The following is an 18,558-nucleotide window of genomic DNA, read 5'->3' on the forward strand; positions in this document are numbered from 1 at the left end:
GATCGCCGCCCCGGATACAAAGTCTCTCGAACCGACACACCCACACTCACCCGCCGCCCGGCGTTGCCGGTGTCGGCGGCGCGGCTTCCTTCGGGCCAGCGTCCTCCGGCCGCAGATCGTCGGTGGGAGCATCTGCTTTGCCGTTCGATTCCTCCGAGGGCAGGAACTCATCGAAGTACCAGCGTTTCCATGCCTCGTAGTCGTACCCGAGCCCATCAGTCGGCTTTCCCCATGCTCTCGAACTGAGCCCGACCAGCGAGCGGTGTATCTCGGTCCTGTAGATGGTGACGCTCGCGTCACGAATCGCCATGACCGTTCCCTCGTTCGCCACGCTGATGGTCGGATCGAAACCGACCGCACTGTCGCTCACAACCGGAGTCAGATCCGACACAAAGGCGACCTGACGCCCGATCGCGATGAAGGCCAGATCCCCCCTCCGATCCGACTCTCGCCCCCCCCCGCTCGGGTTCCCCGAGAACTGGGCGACGATCAGACGCGGGATGAGACCGACGATCTCGAACTGATTGGCGATCTCCGCCGCTGCAGACGCACGTGTGTCGCTCTCGCTCTGCAGAGCGATGTCGAGCACGTTCAGCATCGGCTGCGTGACTCCGGCCTGCCCGATCCTCTCTCGGAGGCCGTCGCGTGCATGCATCCGGAACGACGCGTTGTTGAGCATGACCGCCGCCCACGCCAACGTCGCGTCGGCATCGGGCGAGCCCTGTTCGATCAGCATCTCCACGATCGCCCGCTGGACATCCTCACCTTCGCGCTCAAACACCTTCAAGAGCGAGGGGTACGCCTCCGACGACGTATACGCCCGCAGCTTGCTGATGCCGACTTGGCGCAGCTCGACGTTCCGCACCGACCTGAAATGCGTCGCTCGCAGCTTCGAGAGTTCTCTCTCGATCTCAACCCTGCGCTTGTTCTGCAACGCCTTCGCACGAGATGCGCCCGATTCCGGGTCTTCAACCCGCACTGGCTGCGGGCTCGCAGCTGTCGCTCCCGGCAACGAAGCCATCACGCCGGAGCACGCGATCACTGAAGCAACGACGAAGCGGGCGTGGCTGGATCGTTGGCGCATAAGTCGTCTCCACGAGATCAGATCCCTCCACCAATGACTCTACGGCCACACGGTCCGCCCTGTTTCCCACACATCCCATACTCGATCCGAAACGGGTAAACGCCCCACGCCCGATCCATCCAGCCAAAAACAAACCGGGCCGGGGTCTATCCCGGCCCGGCGAACACACATCCTGTCACCTGCTCAGTCCGCGTTCGCGGCTACAAAGCCGCCCTTTCCAAACCGATCGCGAGCCGCTGCCGCCTCGTTCCTGGTCCCAAATCCGCCCACACGAACCGCGAACAGCGTCTGCCCGTTCTTGTTCGTCGGAACGATCCTGGGCTGCCCCATCCCCATGGTCGCCGCAGAGCCCGCAACCTGCGACGCCAGCCGCTCCGCGTTCGCACGCGACGAGAAGGCCCCCAACTGGATCGAGAACGGACCGGATGCCGACCCGCCGAAGTTGCCGGCGGTCTCGCCTCCGGCCGCAGGCGCGTTCATCCGTTCGCGGATCGTCGACGAGAGACCGATGTCGCCCGTCGCCATCGAGAGCCCACGCTTGTACATCGAATCCGCCAGTGTCTTGTTCCCAGCCGCGGCATAGGCATCCCCGGCATGCAGATACGCCCGCGCCGCCTCATCCCCGGTCAGTTTCGATCCTGCCAGCTCGAACGCCCGCGCCGCAGCCGCGTTATCGCCCTGGGCCTCGGCCATCAGGCCGAGCGTCGCATTTGCCTTGCCGGCCACCTCGGGATTCGAGGAGTACGCAAGGGGCTGGAGGTGACGCTTCGCGTCCGAATCACGCCCGAGCGAGTGCGCCGACAGACCCGCGACCAGGGCCGCCTGCTCACGCTGTGCCTGTGGGCCGGAAACCGAGGCCTCCGAAGCCCTCTTGTACGCTTCAGCGTGGTTCCCGCTGTTGTATGCGTCCATGTAGCTGGTGCTCTTGGCTGACTTGCAGCCCCCGAGGACCAGTCCCGCACCCATGACGGCCAGCGCCATGACCTGAACGAATCGAGAGAAACGGTTGCTCTTCATGCTCGGTTCCATCCTCTGTTGCCCGACTCGGTCCGAGTTCGGGGCGGTGTCGCCGGGCTCCAGATCCCGACTGCTTCGCTATCGTATCGGCTCATCAGCCCGATCCGGCTTCACACTCTTGCATCCCCTTCGCCCCCGGGGCCGCGATCACCCGACAGAGGACACCCCGAACCGTGCCACTCGCCCATGAGATCCTCCGAACGCTGCTCCGACGCCCCTTCCGGGTCGCCACGATCGATGACAGGGGCCCGCGAAAGGGCATCGAACTCATCGTCGGAGCCCTCCACCTCGCGGAACTGATCGAACGACGCAGCCGCTCACAGACCGTCGGCATCATGCTCCCGACCGGGGCAGGCATGCCCGTCGCCTCGCTCGCGGCGTGGATGCTCGGCAGGACCGTCGTCCCACTCAACTATGTCCTCAAGCCGGAGGAACTCCAGTACGTCATCGACGACTGCGGCACCGACATCGTCATCACCGCACAGGCCTTCCTCGATGCCGTCAACCAGTCACCCTCCGTACCCAATCTCGTCAAGCTCGACAAGATCGCCTTCTCTGGCGCGCCCGAGCCGCGTTGGCCGGCACGCGTCTCCGAAGACGATCTGGCAGTCCTGCTCTATACATCCGGCACCAGCGGCAAGCCCAAAGGGGTCATGCTCACACATCGCAACATCCTCTCGAACATCAACCAGTGTCTGGAGTGGGTCCATTTCACCGATCGTGACGTCCTTTTGGGTGTCATCCCGCAGTTCCATTCGTTCGGGCTCACAGTCCTGACGCTCCTCCCGCTCGTCACGGGATGCCGCGCGATCTACACGGCCAAGTTCGTCCCCAACAAGATCATCAAACTCATGCGCGAGCACCGCCCGACGGCCTTCGTCGGCATCCCCTCCATGTACAACGCGCTCCTCCATCTCAAGGACGCGACCCCCGACGACTTCCGTTCCCTCCGGCTCCCGATCTCCGGGGGTGAGCCGCTTCCCGCTGCCGTTCTCGAGGCCTTCGAGGCGCGATTCGGCATCCGCCTCTGCGAGGGATACGGGCTGACGGAGACCTCCCCCGTCACAAACGTCTGCCGACCCGAAGAGTGGCGTCAGGGCTCCGTCGGTCGTCCGGTGCCGGGCGTCAACGAGCGCATCGTCGATCTCGACACGGGCCGCGATCTCCCACCCGGGCACGACGGCGAGATCCGCATCGCAGGACCGAACATCATGCGGGGATACTTCAACCTCCCCAAGGAAACCGCAGCGGCATTCGACAGCGACGGGTACTTCCGCACCGGCGACATCGGCCAGCTCGACTCCGACGGCTTCCTCAAGATCACCGGCCGCCTGAAAGAGATGCTCATTGTCGCGGGTGAGAACGTCTTCCCCCGCGAAATCGAGGACGTGCTGAACCGCCACCCGGCCGTGCGCGACTCAGGCGTCGTTGGCGCGTCCGATCCCATGCGTGGCGAGATACCGATCGCGTTCGTTGAAATGAACGAGGGCGCATCCTTCGACGAGCGAGAAATCCTCGGCTGGTGCAGGGAACGCCTCGCCGGCTACAAAGTGCCACGCGAAGTGAGAACGCTCGACGCCCTCCCCCGCAATCCAACGGGGAAGATCATGCGCCGCGAACTCAAGAAGATGATCTGAGCAACGCCGCCGCCGGCTCAGCCGAACGCCTTCTTGTAGTCCTCGATGAACTTCTTGAGCCCCGAGTCCGTCAGCGGGTGCTTCATGAACTGCTGGATCACGTTGTAAGGCACCGTCGCCACATCCGCGCCGACCATCGCGCAGTCCACCATGTGCTTGTTGTGGCGGATCGACGCAGCCAGAATCTTCGTCTTGAACCCGTAGTTGTCGTAGATCTGCCGGATCTGCTGGATCAGCACCATCCCATCCTCGGCAACGTCGTCGAGCCGACCGATGAACGGGCTGACCAAGTACGCGCCCGCCTTGGCGACCATCCACGCCTGGAGCGGCTGGAAGCACAGCGTCATGTTGGTCTTGATCCCCTCATCGCTGAACGCCTTGCACGCCTTCAGCCCATCCACCGTGCTCGGCAGCTTCACGACGATGTTCGGAGCGATCTTCGCGCGCTCCCGCCCCTCTTTCATCATCCCGTCGTAGTCTGTGGCGATCACCTCGGCGGAAACCGGACCGCTCACGACCGCGCAGATCTCCGCCAGCCGCTTCCCGTAGTCGATCCCCTCTTTCGCGATCAACGATGGATTCGTCGTTACGCCGTCGAGAACGCCGAGCGCGTTGGCTTCCTTGATCTCAGCAAGGTTCGCCGTGTCGATGTAAAGCTCCATGGGAGTCTCCGTGTCGGTGCGGGTACGAGACGCGACATCGTAGACGGAGCATCAGGATGTGTATCAACGATCGCCCGGCTACCTCCCGGGGGAGCCGCCGATATGGCCAGACGCCAGCATCGACGAATCCTGCACCCCGAGCGTTGTGTAGATCTCTCGGGTCGCCGTCGAACGGTTCAGCGTGTAGAAATGGATCCCAGCCACATGATGATCGAGCAGGTCGCGGCACTGCTCCGTCGCCCAGTGAATCCCCACGCGTCTGGCCCCCTCGGCCGCTCCACCGGTCCGGTTCAGCGCACGGATGAGGGGCGCGGGGAATCGCGCACCCAGCGCGAGTTCCGACATCCGCTTCATGCCCTCCATCGAGGTGATCGGCATGATCCCCGCCAGCACAGGCACACGGATCCCCGCCAACTCGCAACGATCCCGGAAGTCATAAAAGTCCCGGTTATCGAAGAACAACTGCGTCACGATGAAGTCCGCCCCCGCATCCACCTTCGCCTTCAGCCGCTCCATCTCGAGCAACCGGTTCGGTGTCTCCGGATGCCCCTCGGGATAACCCGCAACCCCGACCCCGAAACCCCGCGGGTCGCCGGTGCCCGCGTGCGTCCCCGAGGTGTTCAGACTTCGGATCAGCGACACCAGAGCCCCCGCGTGCTCGAAGTCCCCCCCGGCAGGCCCATCCTTCGGCCGGTCACCCCGTAGCGCCATGATGTTCCCGACGCCCGCCTCGGCGTACCGGCTCAGAATCTCCCTGATCTCTCCCTCCGTATGCCCGACGCACGTCAGGTGCGGGATCGGATCCAGCGTCGTCTCACGCTTGATCCTGATCACGAGGTCACGCGTCAACTCCCGCGTCGAACCGCCCGCTCCATACGTCACAGAAACAAACGACGGCTTCAGGGGAGTCAACTCACGGATCGCATCAAACAGCGACGCCGCGGCTTCCGGAGTCCTCGGAGGAAAGAACTCGAAAGAGAACGTCGTGCCCCTCGCCTTGATGTGCTCCAGAATGTGCATGAACGCCCCGGGTGATCCCGAACGCAACCAGGCAAACCGCCTCAACGCTTACTATATCCATTCATCCGGATCAAAGGATGAATGCCCCGCGATCCCCCGCTCAGTCGATCCGCGACAGCCGCGCATACTGAAGAACAAGCGTCTTCGTGCCGACGCTGCTGAATCGCACCGTCGCTCTCGCCCCCATCCCTCCGGTGACAGTCACGACGACACCCTCGCCGAATTGCGGGTGTCTCACGCGACAGCCGATCGGCAGCCCGCTCCCGCCCGCCGTCGGAGCCGACGCGCCGCGCTGTGACAGACCCGTGCCGGAGGTGCCGCCGCTGGCGTTTCGTCTCACCGGAGGGGCATCAAAGTCGTCGCCAAAGGGATCCGCGTCCGCAAACGGATCTGCCTGCTCTGAGAACGAGACATGCTCCCTCGGCAGCTCTTCGAGAAATCTGCTCATAATCGTCCGCTCGGGCACGCCTCGGATCGTTCTGTACCTCGAACTCGACACCTGCAGGTGCCTCATCGCACGCGTGATCCCGACGAAGAACAGACGCCGCTCCTCCTCGAGTTGCGAGTCGGATGTCTGCGCGCGGGAGTGGGGGAGCAGACCCTCCTCCAGGCCGATGATCGCCACGACCTTGAACTCCAGGCCCTTTGCCGCGTGCAGCGTCATCAGCGTGACCGACCCCTGCTCAGGATCCACCGCGTCCGCGTCAGCAACAAGCGCAACCGACTCCAGATAAGCCCGAAGCAGGGCAAGCAGCGGAGGCACCTGCGCCAGCCGACCCTCGCGAGCCGCGTCAGCACCGGGGAAACTCGCCGGGTCGGCATCGGGGTCAAACTCGATCTCGAACTGCCTTGCCGAGGAGACAAGCTCCGCGAGGTTCTCCGGCCGCTCAAGGTCCGCCTCGGACTTGCCCGCCTTTGAGAGCGCAAGGTAGTGCGCCTCAAGACCCGACTCGCGGATCACACGCTCGACGAGATCCGCGAGAGACGAAGAGACCCTCGCCCCCATGAAGGTGCCGGAGCCCGTCCAGTGGTCGATCATCTCAAGGAACGTCCCGATCGACGACCTCGCCCGCGACGACACATCCGCGATGTCCGGCGCGCACCGCATCGCCTCCAGCAGGGGAAGTCCGCGTTCACTCGCCCACTGCTGAACGTGGTCGATCGAAGTCTCGCCGATCCCGCGGCTCGGCGTGTTCACGATCCTCCTCAGCGAGACATCGTCCGCTGGATTCGCCACCACTCGCAGATAACTCAGCGCGTTCCGCACCTCTTCACGCTCAAAGAACGACGTGCCGCGTGCGATCGTGTAAGGGATCCCCGCGCCTCGAAACGCGTCCTCGATGACGCGTGAGAGCGAGTTCGTGCGATAGAAGACCGCCATGTCACGCCAACCCAGCGGCTCCTCAGACTCATGCCTGACCCGCCTCAGATAATCCGCGACGATCGCCGCCTCATGCTGCTCGTCGCGCGTCATCACAACAACCGGCTTCTCTCCGCCCGCCCTCGTGGTGAACAGGTCCTTGTGGCGACGCCTCTTGTTGTTCCGGATCAGGGCATCAGCCGCGCCCAGGATCGGAGCCGTCGAACGAAAGTTCTCGCCGAGCGTCACGACCCGCGCGCTCGGGTAGTTCTCTTCAAAGTCCAGGATGTTCGAGATGTCCGCGCCGCGCCACCCGTAGATCGCCTGATCCGGATCCCCGACAACACACACGTTCGGACCGCGCCCCTCGCCACCCTCACCCGGGATCGTCGCGTCAGAGCCGATCAAGAGCGACGCGATCTTGAACTGCGCCTTGTTCGTGTCCTGATACTCATCGATCAGCATGTACTGCCAGCGCCGGTGGCAGTCCTCACGCACCTCGGCCGAACGCTCCAGCATCATGGCCGTCAGCACGAGCAGATCATCGAAATCGACAGCCCCCGCCGTGCGCAGCGCTCGCTCGTAAGCGGTGTAGATCCTGGCGATGGACCGCGAGTAGAAGTCACCCGCACGAGCCGCGAAGGCCTCTGCGGTCAGCAACTCGTTCTTCGCGTTGCTGATCGCCGAGAGCACGGACCGAGGCGGCCAGTTGCTCGTCGACAGCGACAGGTCCGCAATCACCCGCTTGAGCAGGGCCGTCTGATCCGACGTGTCGTAGATCGCAAAGTCCGGCTTCAGACCCGGCAACGCCGCCACCTCGGCGTACTTCCTCAGCAACCGCGCGCACAACGCGTGGAACGTCGAGACCGTCAGCCCGCGCGAGTGCCGCCCCTCGCCGAGCAGCACCGACACACGCTCCCGCATCTCCCCCGCCGCCTTGTTCGTGAACGTCAACGCCAGGATCGACCACGCCGGAACACCCATTCGAATCAGGTGCGCGATCCGTCGTGTGATGACCCGCGTCTTCCCCGAACCCGCGGCAGCGAGCACAAGCAGAGGACCCTCCGTATGGAGAACCGCCTCACGCTGAGGAGGAGTCAGGTCCGCCAGCAGCGGATCGCGATCGGGCGGCACTTCGGCAAACTGACCCATCAACTCCGGCCTCCATGCGAACACATCGACATCCATGTAGTGAGCCGCGATCGTACACGAAGCCGAACACCTGGTGCCAACGGCTCGTCCAGAGACACTCTAGGTTGGACCCGGAGCATCACGATCGTCCGATGAATCGTCGTCACTCTCAGAAGAGCGTGAGACCCCTCGTGCGGCTTCCGCCGGGTCGCCCGAACGGAGGATCAGATCGATCTCCTTCGGCAAGGACGCAGCAATCCTCCCCACCACATCCCCCTCGATCGTCCTGGCGAACAGCGATCGACGCGACTTGCCCATGATCAGAGTGTCGCACCCGAATGTCGCCGTGTAGTCCAGAATCTCCTCCACGATCTCCGTCGATGTCACGTAGATCGGAACGAACGGAACGCCCGCCTGGCTCGCCAGCACAGCAGCCGAGCCGAGTGCCTCCTGCGCCTCGCGATCGTCCTCGATACGCGGCACCTGACCCGGTTGCAGGTCCAGCACTCGCACGGCCCTCACGAAGATCGCAAACAGAACCGCGCCCCGCTTGCGGGCCAGTTCCACCGCGTAGGCCTGCTGAGAGTGTCCCCTCGCCGCGAGCATGATCCTCGGGCGTCCGGAATCCAGACGCGCCGGCTGACGCTTGACCTGTGCCAGCCACCCATCGGTCGGCTCGGCAGGCGGCTCCATCGCGCGAGCCCTTCGCCTGAGGGTCGCGCGCGTCACGAGAACACCGGCGATCACAACGCCCGCAAAGGCCGTTGCGTTCAACTTTGTTCCAACGATGGTGAGCGTCACCGCGAGAAGGAACAGCCCGAGCGACCACATGCCGCCGCGTTCCCACGGCTTGATCGAGATCTTGCGCCCGATCGCGCAGCTCAGGATCGTCACGGTGATCGCGCCGCACACGCCGATGATGTACAGCTCGGCCAGCCGCTCGGGTCTTCGCTCGATCAGCACGACCCCGATGCACGCGAGCAGCGACACAACGAGGCCCACCGAGGGCACGCCGGAGTAGTTCAGTCTCCGGAGCGAGCGAGGCAGCTCTCCGTCCTGTGCCATCGAGAAGAGCACCGACACCATCGCCATGATCGCGGTGTTCGTGGCCGAAAGCAGCAGCAGCGCGAACACCACCGCCGCGACCTTGCCGAAGATCAGGCCGCCCGACGGACCGATCGCGTTCGTCGCGACAGTCTCCGCGATCAGCTTCATGCTCGTGTTCTTGATCTCCTCGATCTTCTGGACCGAGGCCGGCGCGGTCTGCTCGAGTTGATGGAGCGTCTGGCTGTCGATCGAGGCGATCGGCGAGGGAAGCCCCTGCAACTCGGGCAGTCGCGTGAAGATCGAGGTTGCCACGATGGCAAACAGGACATTCAGCAGCACGACCTCCAGAAGCACAGGGATGATCGTCCGCTTGGCTGTCCGCTCGACCGGGCGTCGCATCAGGCCCGTCATGTTCGCGACGGCCTCAACACCCGCGAGAGCGAGCACGATCTGCGTGAACGCCGTCCAGTGGGACCACGTGCTCCGGGAAAGGTCGATGCTCACCCTCGATAGCCCGTCCGGCAGATACGGCACGGACATGACCGCCATCAGTCCGGACACGCCGAGCGCAGCGAAGGCGATCACCAGGGCGAAGGTGCCCGCGCTCCGCGCGCCGAGCCAGTTGACGAGCCCAACAAAGACAAGCGTGACGATGGCGATGGTGGCCAGCCACGGACCGTCCGGGATCCCGAAGTAGTGCAGGGCCTCAACCACCGAGATCACGGCCGTGATGATGTAGCCGCACAGCAGGAGCGTCGCCCCGACGACCGAGGCGATCGGGCTGATCTGACGGGCCGCGGTGTAGACGCCGCCCCCATCCGGGAATGAGCGGCAGACGATGGCGTAGGCCCAGGCCACCGCCGCCATGAGGACGCCTATCGCCACCATGTAAACCACCGATTCAGGGCCGGTGAAGGCGAACGCCAGCCCAAGCACATAGAGCCGGCTGGTACCCCAGTCGCCATAGAGCAGTGGCCCCGCGTGGAACCACTTCAAGTTGCGGGGCCGGGATTCGGTGACGAGCATGGGCAGGTCCGACATGGCTGTTCCACGTGAAACAGCCAGCGAGATAGATATAGGGATATCGCCCTATGGAAGTGTTGTATCAACTGCGATTTGCGAGCGCGACGACCGCATCGACCATTTTGCCTATTCCTGTGTAGACCTCGTGAACCGAGGCGTCGCACATGTACGCGGGGGTCGTGACGATGTGGTTCGCCTCGTCGATGACGGCCTCGGTTGCCGGTTTCGGGACATTCGTTGCCCCCATCGCCCTGATCGCATTGCTTGTCTGTTCATCGGATCCGATGGTGACGCTGCATCCCGTGCCGCCCGCGTTTGTTCCGAGTACCTTGGCGGCAAGGACGGGGGCGATGCAGCAGAGCCCGATGGGTTTGCTCTGTGATCTGAAGCCCTTGATGGTGCGTTGAACATCGGGATCGACCGAGCAGTTCTGTCCATCGCGTGCGAAGGTGGAGAGGTTCTTGGCTGCGCCGAATCCTCCGGGGAAGATCACGGCGGAGAACTTCGAGGGATCGAGGGACTGGAGCGGCGAGATCTCTCCGCGGCTGATTCGGGCCGATTCGACCATGACATTCCGCGATTCCGGCGCGGGCTGACCCGTTGCGTGGTTGATGACATCGGCCTGCGGCTTGTCCGGCGCGAAGCAGCGGTAAGGGGCTCCGTGGCGCGAGAGATGGATGAGGCAACTGACGGACTCGTGGATCTCGCTTCCATCACCTCGACCACATCCGGACAGGACCACCGCGATTGGCAGCATGGGGTATCTCCGAAGCACGTGCGCTTGCAGAAGGGCGCGATAACACTGTAGGGACCGGCGGGGAGTACGAAACGGACCTGTTCGGGTGGCAACCGGATCCGTTGAAGGGGCGTATTGGTCTGGGATCAGGCGCCATCGTATTGACAGGGCGAGCAGGGGGACTTAGCGTGGAGAACCCGAATGCTGAGAAGAGTGGTGGCGTCACGGTGGCGTCCGGCGTTTCGGGTTCGTCGATTGGCATGAGCGGCTCTTCACAAGACGATCCCGGCAAGACACCGATACTCGCGGGCGAAACACCTTCGCCCGCGCCACGTCGTGCTGCGCCCGCGCCGGCGGCCTCGCTATCTGAGACGCACGCCGCCATCAAGGCGGAGGCCGACAAGGCGGGCACAAACCTTGACACGCTGGTCGGGCGGCTGGTGGTCGAGCAGGGCTTTGCGACGACCGATGAGGTCTCGCACTGCCTGGAGCAGGCGCGGGAGGATCGCAACGAGCGTTCGCTCGCTCAGATGCTCATCGACAACAACTACGTGACCGAGCGCCAGATCGCACGTCTGAAGCAGATCGTCGAGGCCCAGCGGTCCGGGCAGAAGATCCCGGGGTACAAGGTCTTGAGCAAGCTTGGCGAGGGCGCCATGGCGACGGTGTTCAAGGCCAAGCAGTTGTCGCTCGACCGGACGGTCGCGATCAAGATCCTTCCGCGGAAGTTCAGCAGCAACCCGCAGTTCATCGAGCGTTTCTACGCCGAGGGCAGGGCCGCGGCTGCGCTGAATCATCCGAACATCGTGCAGGCGTTCGATGTCGGCAAGGCGGGGGAGTACCACTACTTCGTGATGGAGTTCGTCGACGGTCGGACGGTGTACGACGACATCGTGAAGCACAAGCGATTCAGCGAGCAGGAAGCGATCGACATCGTGATCCAGGTTGCCGAGGCGCTCCAGCACGCGCACGAGAAGGGGCTCGTGCACCGCGACGTGAAGCCGAAGAACATCATGATCTCTTCGGACGGCGTCGTGAAGCTGGCCGACATGGGCCTCGCCCGGGCGATTTCGGATAAAGAAGCGGCTGAGGCGGAGGCGGGCAAGGCGTTCGGCACGCCTTACTACATCTCGCCGGAGCAGATCCGCGGCGAGATCAACATCGGTCCACCTGCGGACATCTACTCGCTCGGCGCAACGATGTACCACATGCTGACCGGGAGCGTTCCCTTCGACGGGAAGAACCCTTCGGCGGTGATGCACAAGCATCTCAAGGCCGAGCTGGTGCCACCGGACCATGTGAACGCCAAGTTGAGCGCGGGCTCGGCCGAGATCATCGAGATGATGATGGCCAAGAGCCCGAAGGCGCGGTACCAGAACTGCCGCGACCTTCTGATCGATCTGCGGGCGGTGCGCAAGGGGGACAAACCGGTGCTGGCGCATCGCGACTTCGGCGCGGTGGACCTGCAGTCGATCGTGGCGGCGGAGGCGGTCTCGCAGGGTGAGATCGCGGTCGATCAGAGCAAGAAGAGCGGTGGGGGTTCGTCGATCCTGACGCAACCCCTGTTTGTTTCGCTGCTTGCGGTTGCCGCGATCAGCATTCTCTTCAATATCGTGCTTCTGGCGACCCGGATGTGACCCGCGCAAAGACGGCGGATAGGGCTTGCCCGGGGGGTCGGGTTCGGTTAACCTTTGGGTGTGAGGACGTGGTTCGGGAATGGTTCCCGCTGTCCTTGATCGGAGCGCGACGATGGCACACGCTGAATCTGCCGATATGTGTCGTGTGGACGCATGAGCCGGCGCTCGCTCCGCCAATGCCTGTCTGTTTGCATCATCGGGACGTGACGCGCCCGCGTGGGGCTTCGTTCCGTCCGCTGTTTACAAGGAGTTGACTCATCGCTCTTCGTCGCTTTTCCCGAGACTCTGGGCCGCCGATCCAGCGGACCCGCGTGAATCACATGATCCGTATTTCGCCGATCCGTCTGATCGGCGCCGAGAACGAGCAGATCGGCGTCGTCGAGACGTATGAGGCCATGCGCATGGCGCAGGAGCAGGGGCTCGATCTCGTCGAGATTGTGCCGGACTCTCGCCCTCCTGTGTGCAAGATCATGGACTACGGGAAGCACAAGTATGAGCTCTCCCAGAAGGAACGGAAGAGCCGTGCGGCTTCCAAGTCGACCGAGATGAAGGAGATCCGTCTCGGGCGTTCGGTCAAGATCGATCCGCACGATGTGAAGATCCGCGTCGATCAGTCGAGGCGGTTCCTGATGGCGGGCCACAAGGTGACGATCACGCAGCGTTTCCGCGGGCGTGAGATGATGCACCGCGGGCTCGGGCTAGATCGTCTCGAGCAGATCTGCCGGGACCTCTCGGACATCGCGAAGATCGAGATGGATCCGCGTTGGCTTGGCAAGCAGGCGAGCATCATCCTCGCGCCGGACCGCGTAAAGATCGAGGCGTTGAAGCGTCAGTTGGCGAAGCAGAAGCAGGATGCGGGCATCGCGGACGCCGAGGAGGCGGTCGAGGCCGAGCTCCACGCGCAGGCGCAGGCGGCACAGGACGCGATCGATCAGGATGCGCCCGACGATGACGACGATGATGCCGATGGGGTCGAGACGGGTGCTCAGGCATCCGGATCCGACGCTCAGAAGCATCACAAGAGCGCGAAGAAGAACAAGTACGAGAAGCAGGAGAAGAAGAAGGACTTCATGCAGGGCTTCGACCCGAACCAGATCGGGTGAGTGAGCCGCATGATGTGAAGGATCGTGAGAGGGCCGCCCGCGTTGGCGGCCCTCTTTCATTCGCGTATGAACGGCTTTGGTGTATTTTTCTTTGCTGAGGCTGGCTGCTACTTCGTGAGGCGTATCGGCCCGTTTCGGCGTATCACTGCGGATACATCTGGTTCTGCCTCTGCGACACACTGTCTCGCCGATGCTCCCCCCGCGCAAACGCTACGCCCGTACTTCAACCGCTCTAGTCATGGCGCAGGGCGACGATCGGGTCCTGAGCCGCGGCTTTCTGGGCGGGGTAGAGCCCGAAGACGAGTCCTGTGAGCATCGCGACGATGAAGGAGAGGAGCACGGACCATGTCGTCACGTGTGTGGGCATGGCTGCATCCATGGCGACGAAGCGGCCCAGGAGCGGGAGTTTGTGGAGGACCGGGACGGTGACGGCGAGCCCGATGCTGAGGGAGAGGCCGACGGCCACGCCGACCGCACCGCCAAGCGTCGAGAGCACGCTGGTCTCGACCAGGAACTGCCAGATGATGTGTTTGCGGGTTGCGCCAAGGGCACGGCGGATGCCGATCTCGCGGGTTCGCTCCGTGACGGTTGCGAGCATGATGTTCATGATGCCGATGCCGCCGACGAGCAGAGAGATCCCGGCGATCATGCCTGCGATCCATTTGCCGGCCTGGGCGCGTTTGCGGGCTTCGGCGAGGAGCTCGAAGGGGACGATCATGCCGATGTCGGTGAGGCGTGGGTGTCGGACATCGACGATGCGTCGGATACGTGCGGCGTCGATGATCACGTCCTCACGCGAGGGGGACATGATGTAGACCTCGGCGATCTGGACTTCGCTGGCCTGGAAACTGCCGCTGGAGCGGCGCATGACGATGTCGCCGAAGACGGTGCGTGCGGTAGTGATGGGGATGTGGACGTCGAGGTTGAGGTCTCTGCCGACGAGGGCGGCGCCCGCGCCGCCGGAGAGGCCGACGGGTGCGAGGACGCCGACGACTGTCACGGTCTTGGTGTCGATGCGGAGCGTGTTTCCGAGCGGATCATCGAAGGGGAAGAGTTCTTTGGCGACTTCCTGGCCGATGACGGCGACGAGTGATTGGTTCTCGATGTCCTCGCGGGTGAGGTAGCGGCCACGCTGCACGACGATGTTCGAGACGATGGGGAACTCGGGCGTGGTGCCGAAGACCTGGCTCGCCTTGCGTCGGGATTCGCGGGAGATCTCGCCTCCGACTTGCTTGAGCGGGACGATGACGCTGGCATCCGGCATGGAGCGTTTGATCACATCGAGGTCTTGGTAGGTGAGGCCGTATCGGCTGACCCATGAGCGTTGGGAGGACTGGTTTCCCTGGCCGCTCTCGGGGGGCTGCTGCGAGCGGACGATGATGTTTCTGGCACCGAGGCGTTCGATCTGCTTGAGGGCCTCTCTGGTTGACCCTTCGCCGATGGCGACCATGGTGATGACGGCACCGACACCGAAAATGATGCCGAGCGTGGTGAGCACCGACCGGAGCAGGTGGAGCCGGAGGTTCGTCAGGCCGAGTCGGATGATCTCGAGAATGAAAGACAAGGAGCGGATCTCCATCACCCCACGGGCCGGATCGGACGATACAGAGCCGGATCAGCGAGGGTGACGCATGGTACCTGTCGGGACGAACAAAGTGGCGGTGGATGTGGTATCCGAGGAAGAGGTTGTCGGTGGGTGGCAGCATACCGCCCGGATTGTCAGGGCGGGTGGTGCGGAATCGACGCACACGGTTCGGCTTGCATGGGTTGACCATGATTACTGGTGCGATGGGGCGAAGCCGCCGTCGGTTGTCACGCGGGTACTGCTTGAGTATCTGGCGCAGTGGGAGCCGATTCTGGAGCTTCCGGCACGGTTCGACGCATCGACGGCGAGGCGGTGGGTGCCAGGGATTGACGATGAGCTTGCCCGGTTGATTTGAGTCAGAACGTGGGCGAGAGTGGCGATGCGTCGGGGGACGCCTAGACTCTGGCCCGCCGCACGGAGAGGTGCCTGAGCGGTTGATAGGGCTGGTCTCGAAAACCAGTAACGGGCTTGTCCCGTTCGGGGGTTCGAATCCCCCCCTCTCCGCTTGTCCGCATTGTGATGTTGTCGGCCCCCGACCTGATCGAGGCGGGGCACGAATCGACGACAGAGTGTGGAGCTGGTTTCCGCGGATGGTGAGCGGCTTTCCTCTCTCCGCCGAACCTTGACACGAGTCTCTATCGAGAACGAACACCCTGTTTCTGAGGTGGTGTGCGTCATCCTGTGGGTTCTTGTGGCGTGCGGGATGAACGCCGCTAGGTCGTGTTCACTCAGCTCTGTGATGGAGGATGTGGGCTGAGAATGAAGCGACCTCCGGCGGATGCCAGAGGTCGTTGCGAGAATGCCCCCCGTAGGACTCGAACCTACGACCCGCTGATTAAGAGTCAGCTGCTCTACCAACTGAGCTAGGAGGGCCACAGAGCGGCAATGTGCCGGCTGTTCGAGCAAGTCTAGGCGTCGGTGCCGGAACGTCCAGTCTCTGGGCAGTGGTGCGGGGGCGGGAATTCGGCGTTTGATGGGCCTCTGTGGTCGGGGGTGCCTGGGGGAGTGGGGAGCTGGTGATGGGAAAGGGCGTTGACACCGCATGGGCGAACACCTACCGTTCCTCCCTGTGAGATCGCCTGATGGCGGCTTGCACGAACGATTTGAGGTAATTGCCATGAATCCAGCGATGCGTCAGAGTTATGGTCGGACCCGGCGCCGGCGTTCCCACCACGCTCTGAAGGCGACTTCTCCTACGACGTGCCCTCTCTCGGGCATGCCGAAGCAGCACCACCGTGCGTGCGCAGAGTCCGGCTATGTTCGCCCGGGCCTGCGTATCTCCGTTCCGAAGCTCGGCATCGGCGTCCAGAAGAACTGAGTAACCGAAGGGTCCGCCCATGCGCTTGGCGGTCGATGTCATGGGGGGCGACCACGCTCCCGACGCCATTCTGCGCGGCTGCGTCGATGCCTTGCCCGACTTGGGCGATGGCGATCGGCTCGTTCTTGTCGGACCAAGCGACATCATTGTTGATTATCTGAATGAGCGGCGCGTCAAGGACGACCGCGTTTCGATCGAGCACGCTTCGGAAGTCATCGCGATGGATGACACGCCGGCGATGGCTGTGCGGACGAAGCGTGATTCGTCGATCGTCAAAATGTCGATCCTCGGTTCGCACAAGGCGGATCAGCCGTGCGACGCGGTGCTGTCTGCGGGGAATACGGGTGCGTGCGTCGCGGCCGCGATCATGCATATGAAGCGGCTGCCCCACGTGCACCGGCCGGGGATCGCGGTGACGATACCGGCGTTCCACGGCCCGCTGGTGCTGTGTGATGCGGGGGCGAACCCTGAGCCGAAGGGCGTGCATCTCTGGCAGTACGGGGTGATGTGCCAGGCACTCGCTCAGCACATGCTGAAGATCGCGTCGCCTCGCGTGGCTCTCATGAACATCGGATCCGAGGAGGCGAAGGGCTCCGAGCTCGTGAAAGAGGCGAGGAATCTGCTTCGGAAAACTCCTGGCCTGAACTACATCGGATACGTCGAGGGGCGGGACTTCTTCGACGGTGTCGCGGACGTGATCGTGACCGACGGCTTCGTGGGCAACTCGATGCTCAAGATGGCCGAGGGCATGGGCAGCGCGATGATGAAGGCCATCGTCTCCGAGGTGTTCTCGATCGATCCCGATCTGGGCATGCAGCTCGAGCCCGTGCTGAAGCAGATCTATAAGAAGAACGATTATCACGAGTACGGCGGCGCACCGCTGATGGGCGTCAACGGGGTGTGCATGATCGCGCACGGATCGAGCCAGCCCCGGACCATCCGGGCGGCGATCCGGAACACGTTCCAGTATGTCGCGGCGGGCGTGAATGAAGTCATCGTCAAGCGGTTGGGCGAGGTCGCGGATGTGGCTCACGGGGCCGTGGCGCCCGTCGCAGGGCAGGAGCACGCATGAGCGGGCGAGGTCGATCTCCGGTCTGTGTCGGAGTTGAGATCGCTGGGAGCGGATCGTCCTTGCCGGCGCGTCGCGTGACGAACAGCGACCTCGTTGCGATGATGGACACGTCCGATGAGTGGATCGTGCAGCGCACGGGAATTCGAGAGCGGCGGATCTACGACCGCGAGAAGGAAGGGACGGCGGACTTTGCTGCTGACGCGGCACGCAAGGCCATCGCGGATGCGGGTCTTTTGCCGACGGACATCGACCTTGTCGTCGTCGCCACGATGACTCCTGACTCGCCGACGCCGGGTGTGGCTTGTGTCGTCGCAGACAGGATCGGCGCAGGGAAGGTCGGCGCGTTTGACATAAACGGCGCGTGCTGCGGATTCGTCTTTGCTATCAACACCGCGCACGACCTCATCAACGGCGGCGCGTATCGGAATGTCGTGGTCGTCGGAGCTGACACGATCACTCGCTTCTGCGATTTCAGCACTGCGGGCAGGAACGTCGCGGTGTTGTTCGGCGATGCCGCGGCTGCGGTGGTGCTGCGTGCCGGCAGCGACACGAGCCGGGGGCTCCTTGCCCAGGCGATGCACTCTGACGGCGGTGGAGCGAAGAACCTCTTTGTTCCCGGGCGTAAGCAGGACTTTCCGCCGAACGTTGAGTATGACCCCAAGCGCATCAACCAGATCTACATGGACGGGCAGGCGGTCTTCAAGTTTGCGGTGGGCACGTTCTCGAAGCTCATTGAGCAGACGCTGGAGCGAGCGGGTCTGAAGGCCGACGAGATTGACCACTACGTGTGCCACCAGTCGAACTATCGGATTCTCGATTCGGCGCGCGAGCGGTTCGGATTGTCGCCGGAGCGGTTGCACGTCAACATCGATCGGTATGGGAACACGGTGGGTGCTTCGGTGCCGCTGGTCTTTGACGAGCTGCGGAAGTCAGGGCGCGTGCAACCGGGCCAGAAGGTGATGTTCCTCGCGTTCGGCGCGGGCCTCACGTGGGGCTCGTCGCTCTGGCAGCTCTGAACCGGCTGTTTGTTCGCTGCTGTCATCGCCCCGAGAGTGGGGTTTCGCGTGTCGGTCATCGACTATCCTGAATCGGGGGTTGCTATTCGGCATCGGGTGGACGTGTGGGC

At 63.6% G+C, this 18,558-nt stretch carries 15 protein-coding genes and 2 tRNA genes; 8 read left to right on the forward strand and 9 right to left on the reverse strand.

The window, feature by feature from the left end:
- Positions 1-46 precede the first annotated feature (46 nt).
- A complete protein-coding gene (locus KF838_02415) occupies positions 47-1,084 on the reverse strand; it encodes a hypothetical protein (protein QYK48714.1) in 1,038 nt (345 codons plus the stop codon).
- A gap of 183 nt (positions 1,085-1,267) precedes the next feature.
- Positions 1,268-2,101, reverse strand: a complete 834-nt coding sequence (locus KF838_02420; protein ID QYK48715.1) for an SPOR domain-containing protein — start codon at positions 2,099-2,101, stop codon at positions 1,268-1,270.
- 173 nt (positions 2,102-2,274) lie between these two features.
- Between KF838_02420 and KF838_02425 the strand changes: the two genes are divergently transcribed.
- On the forward strand, positions 2,275-3,738 hold the full coding sequence (locus KF838_02425; protein ID QYK48716.1) for an AMP-binding protein: 1,464 nt from the start codon (positions 2,275-2,277) through the stop codon (positions 3,736-3,738).
- 17 nt (positions 3,739-3,755) lie between these two features.
- Here KF838_02425 and fsa read toward each other — a convergent pair whose 3' ends face one another.
- The 5 genes from fsa to elbB all read right to left on the reverse strand — a co-directional run bounded on the left by fsa (position 3,756) and on the right by elbB (position 10,738).
- Entirely contained in the window at positions 3,756-4,400 is a 645-nt protein-coding gene (fsa, locus tag KF838_02430) for a fructose-6-phosphate aldolase (protein QYK48717.1), read from the reverse strand.
- A 78-nt stretch (positions 4,401-4,478) separates the two neighbouring features.
- Positions 4,479-5,420 carry a methylenetetrahydrofolate reductase [NAD(P)H] gene (metF, locus tag KF838_02435; protein ID QYK48718.1) on the reverse strand — a complete coding sequence of 314 codons (942 nt, stop codon included), beginning with the start codon at positions 5,418-5,420 and terminating at the stop codon, positions 4,479-4,481.
- Positions 5,421-5,520: 100 nt separating this feature from the next.
- Positions 5,521-7,968, reverse strand: coding sequence for a UvrD-helicase domain-containing protein (locus KF838_02440; GenBank protein QYK48719.1), 2,448 nt, complete (start codon positions 7,966-7,968; stop codon positions 5,521-5,523).
- A 63-nt stretch (positions 7,969-8,031) separates the two neighbouring features.
- The gene (locus KF838_02445; GenBank protein QYK48720.1) at positions 8,032-9,999 is read right to left on the reverse strand and encodes an amino acid permease; all 1,968 of its coding nucleotides are present in this window, start codon (positions 9,997-9,999) and stop codon (positions 8,032-8,034) included.
- 64 nt (positions 10,000-10,063) lie between these two features.
- The gene (gene elbB, locus KF838_02450) at positions 10,064-10,738 is read right to left on the reverse strand and encodes an isoprenoid biosynthesis glyoxalase ElbB (GenBank protein ID QYK48721.1); all 675 of its coding nucleotides are present in this window, start codon (positions 10,736-10,738) and stop codon (positions 10,064-10,066) included.
- 167 nt (positions 10,739-10,905) lie between these two features.
- Here elbB and KF838_02455 point away from each other — a divergent pair, with 167 nt between their 5' ends.
- Positions 10,906-12,354 carry a serine/threonine protein kinase gene (locus KF838_02455; GenBank protein QYK48722.1) on the forward strand — a complete coding sequence of 483 codons (1,449 nt, stop codon included), beginning with the start codon at positions 10,906-10,908 and terminating at the stop codon, positions 12,352-12,354.
- Positions 12,355-12,674: 320 nt separating this feature from the next.
- Entirely contained in the window at positions 12,675-13,457 is a 783-nt protein-coding gene (gene infC, locus KF838_02460; protein QYK48723.1) for a translation initiation factor IF-3, read from the forward strand.
- A gap of 232 nt (positions 13,458-13,689) precedes the next feature.
- Here the strand turns inward: infC and KF838_02465 are convergent, their stop codons facing one another.
- Positions 13,690-15,021: an ABC transporter permease gene (locus KF838_02465; GenBank protein ID QYK48724.1), complete on the reverse strand. Its 1,332-nt coding sequence runs from the start codon at positions 15,019-15,021 to the stop codon at positions 13,690-13,692.
- A 67-nt stretch (positions 15,022-15,088) separates the two neighbouring features.
- On the opposite strand from KF838_02465, the gene KF838_02470 reads away from it, so the two are divergent.
- Both KF838_02470 and KF838_02475 read left to right on the forward strand, forming a co-directional pair.
- A complete protein-coding gene (locus KF838_02470) occupies positions 15,089-15,397 on the forward strand; it encodes a hypothetical protein (GenBank protein ID QYK48725.1) in 309 nt (102 codons plus the stop codon).
- 61 nt (positions 15,398-15,458) lie between these two features.
- Positions 15,459-15,546 (forward strand) — tRNA-Ser (locus tag KF838_02475).
- A gap of 296 nt (positions 15,547-15,842) precedes the next feature.
- Here KF838_02475 and KF838_02480 read toward each other — a convergent pair.
- A tRNA-Lys gene (locus KF838_02480) sits at positions 15,843-15,915 on the reverse strand.
- A 244-nt stretch (positions 15,916-16,159) separates the two neighbouring features.
- Between KF838_02480 and rpmF the strand changes: the two genes are divergently transcribed.
- From rpmF to KF838_02495, 3 genes are read left to right on the forward strand one after another with little or no spacing between them, the layout of a single operon-like run.
- Positions 16,160-16,360: a 50S ribosomal protein L32 gene (rpmF, locus tag KF838_02485; protein QYK48726.1), complete on the forward strand. Its 201-nt coding sequence runs from the start codon at positions 16,160-16,162 to the stop codon at positions 16,358-16,360.
- A 19-nt stretch (positions 16,361-16,379) separates the two neighbouring features.
- Positions 16,380-17,432 carry a phosphate acyltransferase PlsX gene (gene plsX / locus KF838_02490; protein ID QYK48727.1) on the forward strand — a complete coding sequence of 351 codons (1,053 nt, stop codon included), beginning with the start codon at positions 16,380-16,382 and terminating at the stop codon, positions 17,430-17,432.
- Complete coding sequence (locus tag KF838_02495) at positions 17,429-18,448, forward strand: ketoacyl-ACP synthase III (protein ID QYK48728.1); 1,020 nt, start codon at positions 17,429-17,431, stop codon at positions 18,446-18,448. Before plsX ends, KF838_02495 begins: the two co-directional genes overlap by 4 nt.
- Positions 18,449-18,558 lie beyond the last annotated feature (110 nt).

This window comes from Phycisphaeraceae bacterium (assembly GCA_019454185.1).
Lineage (GTDB): Bacteria > Planctomycetota > Phycisphaerae > Phycisphaerales > UBA1924 > JAHBWV01.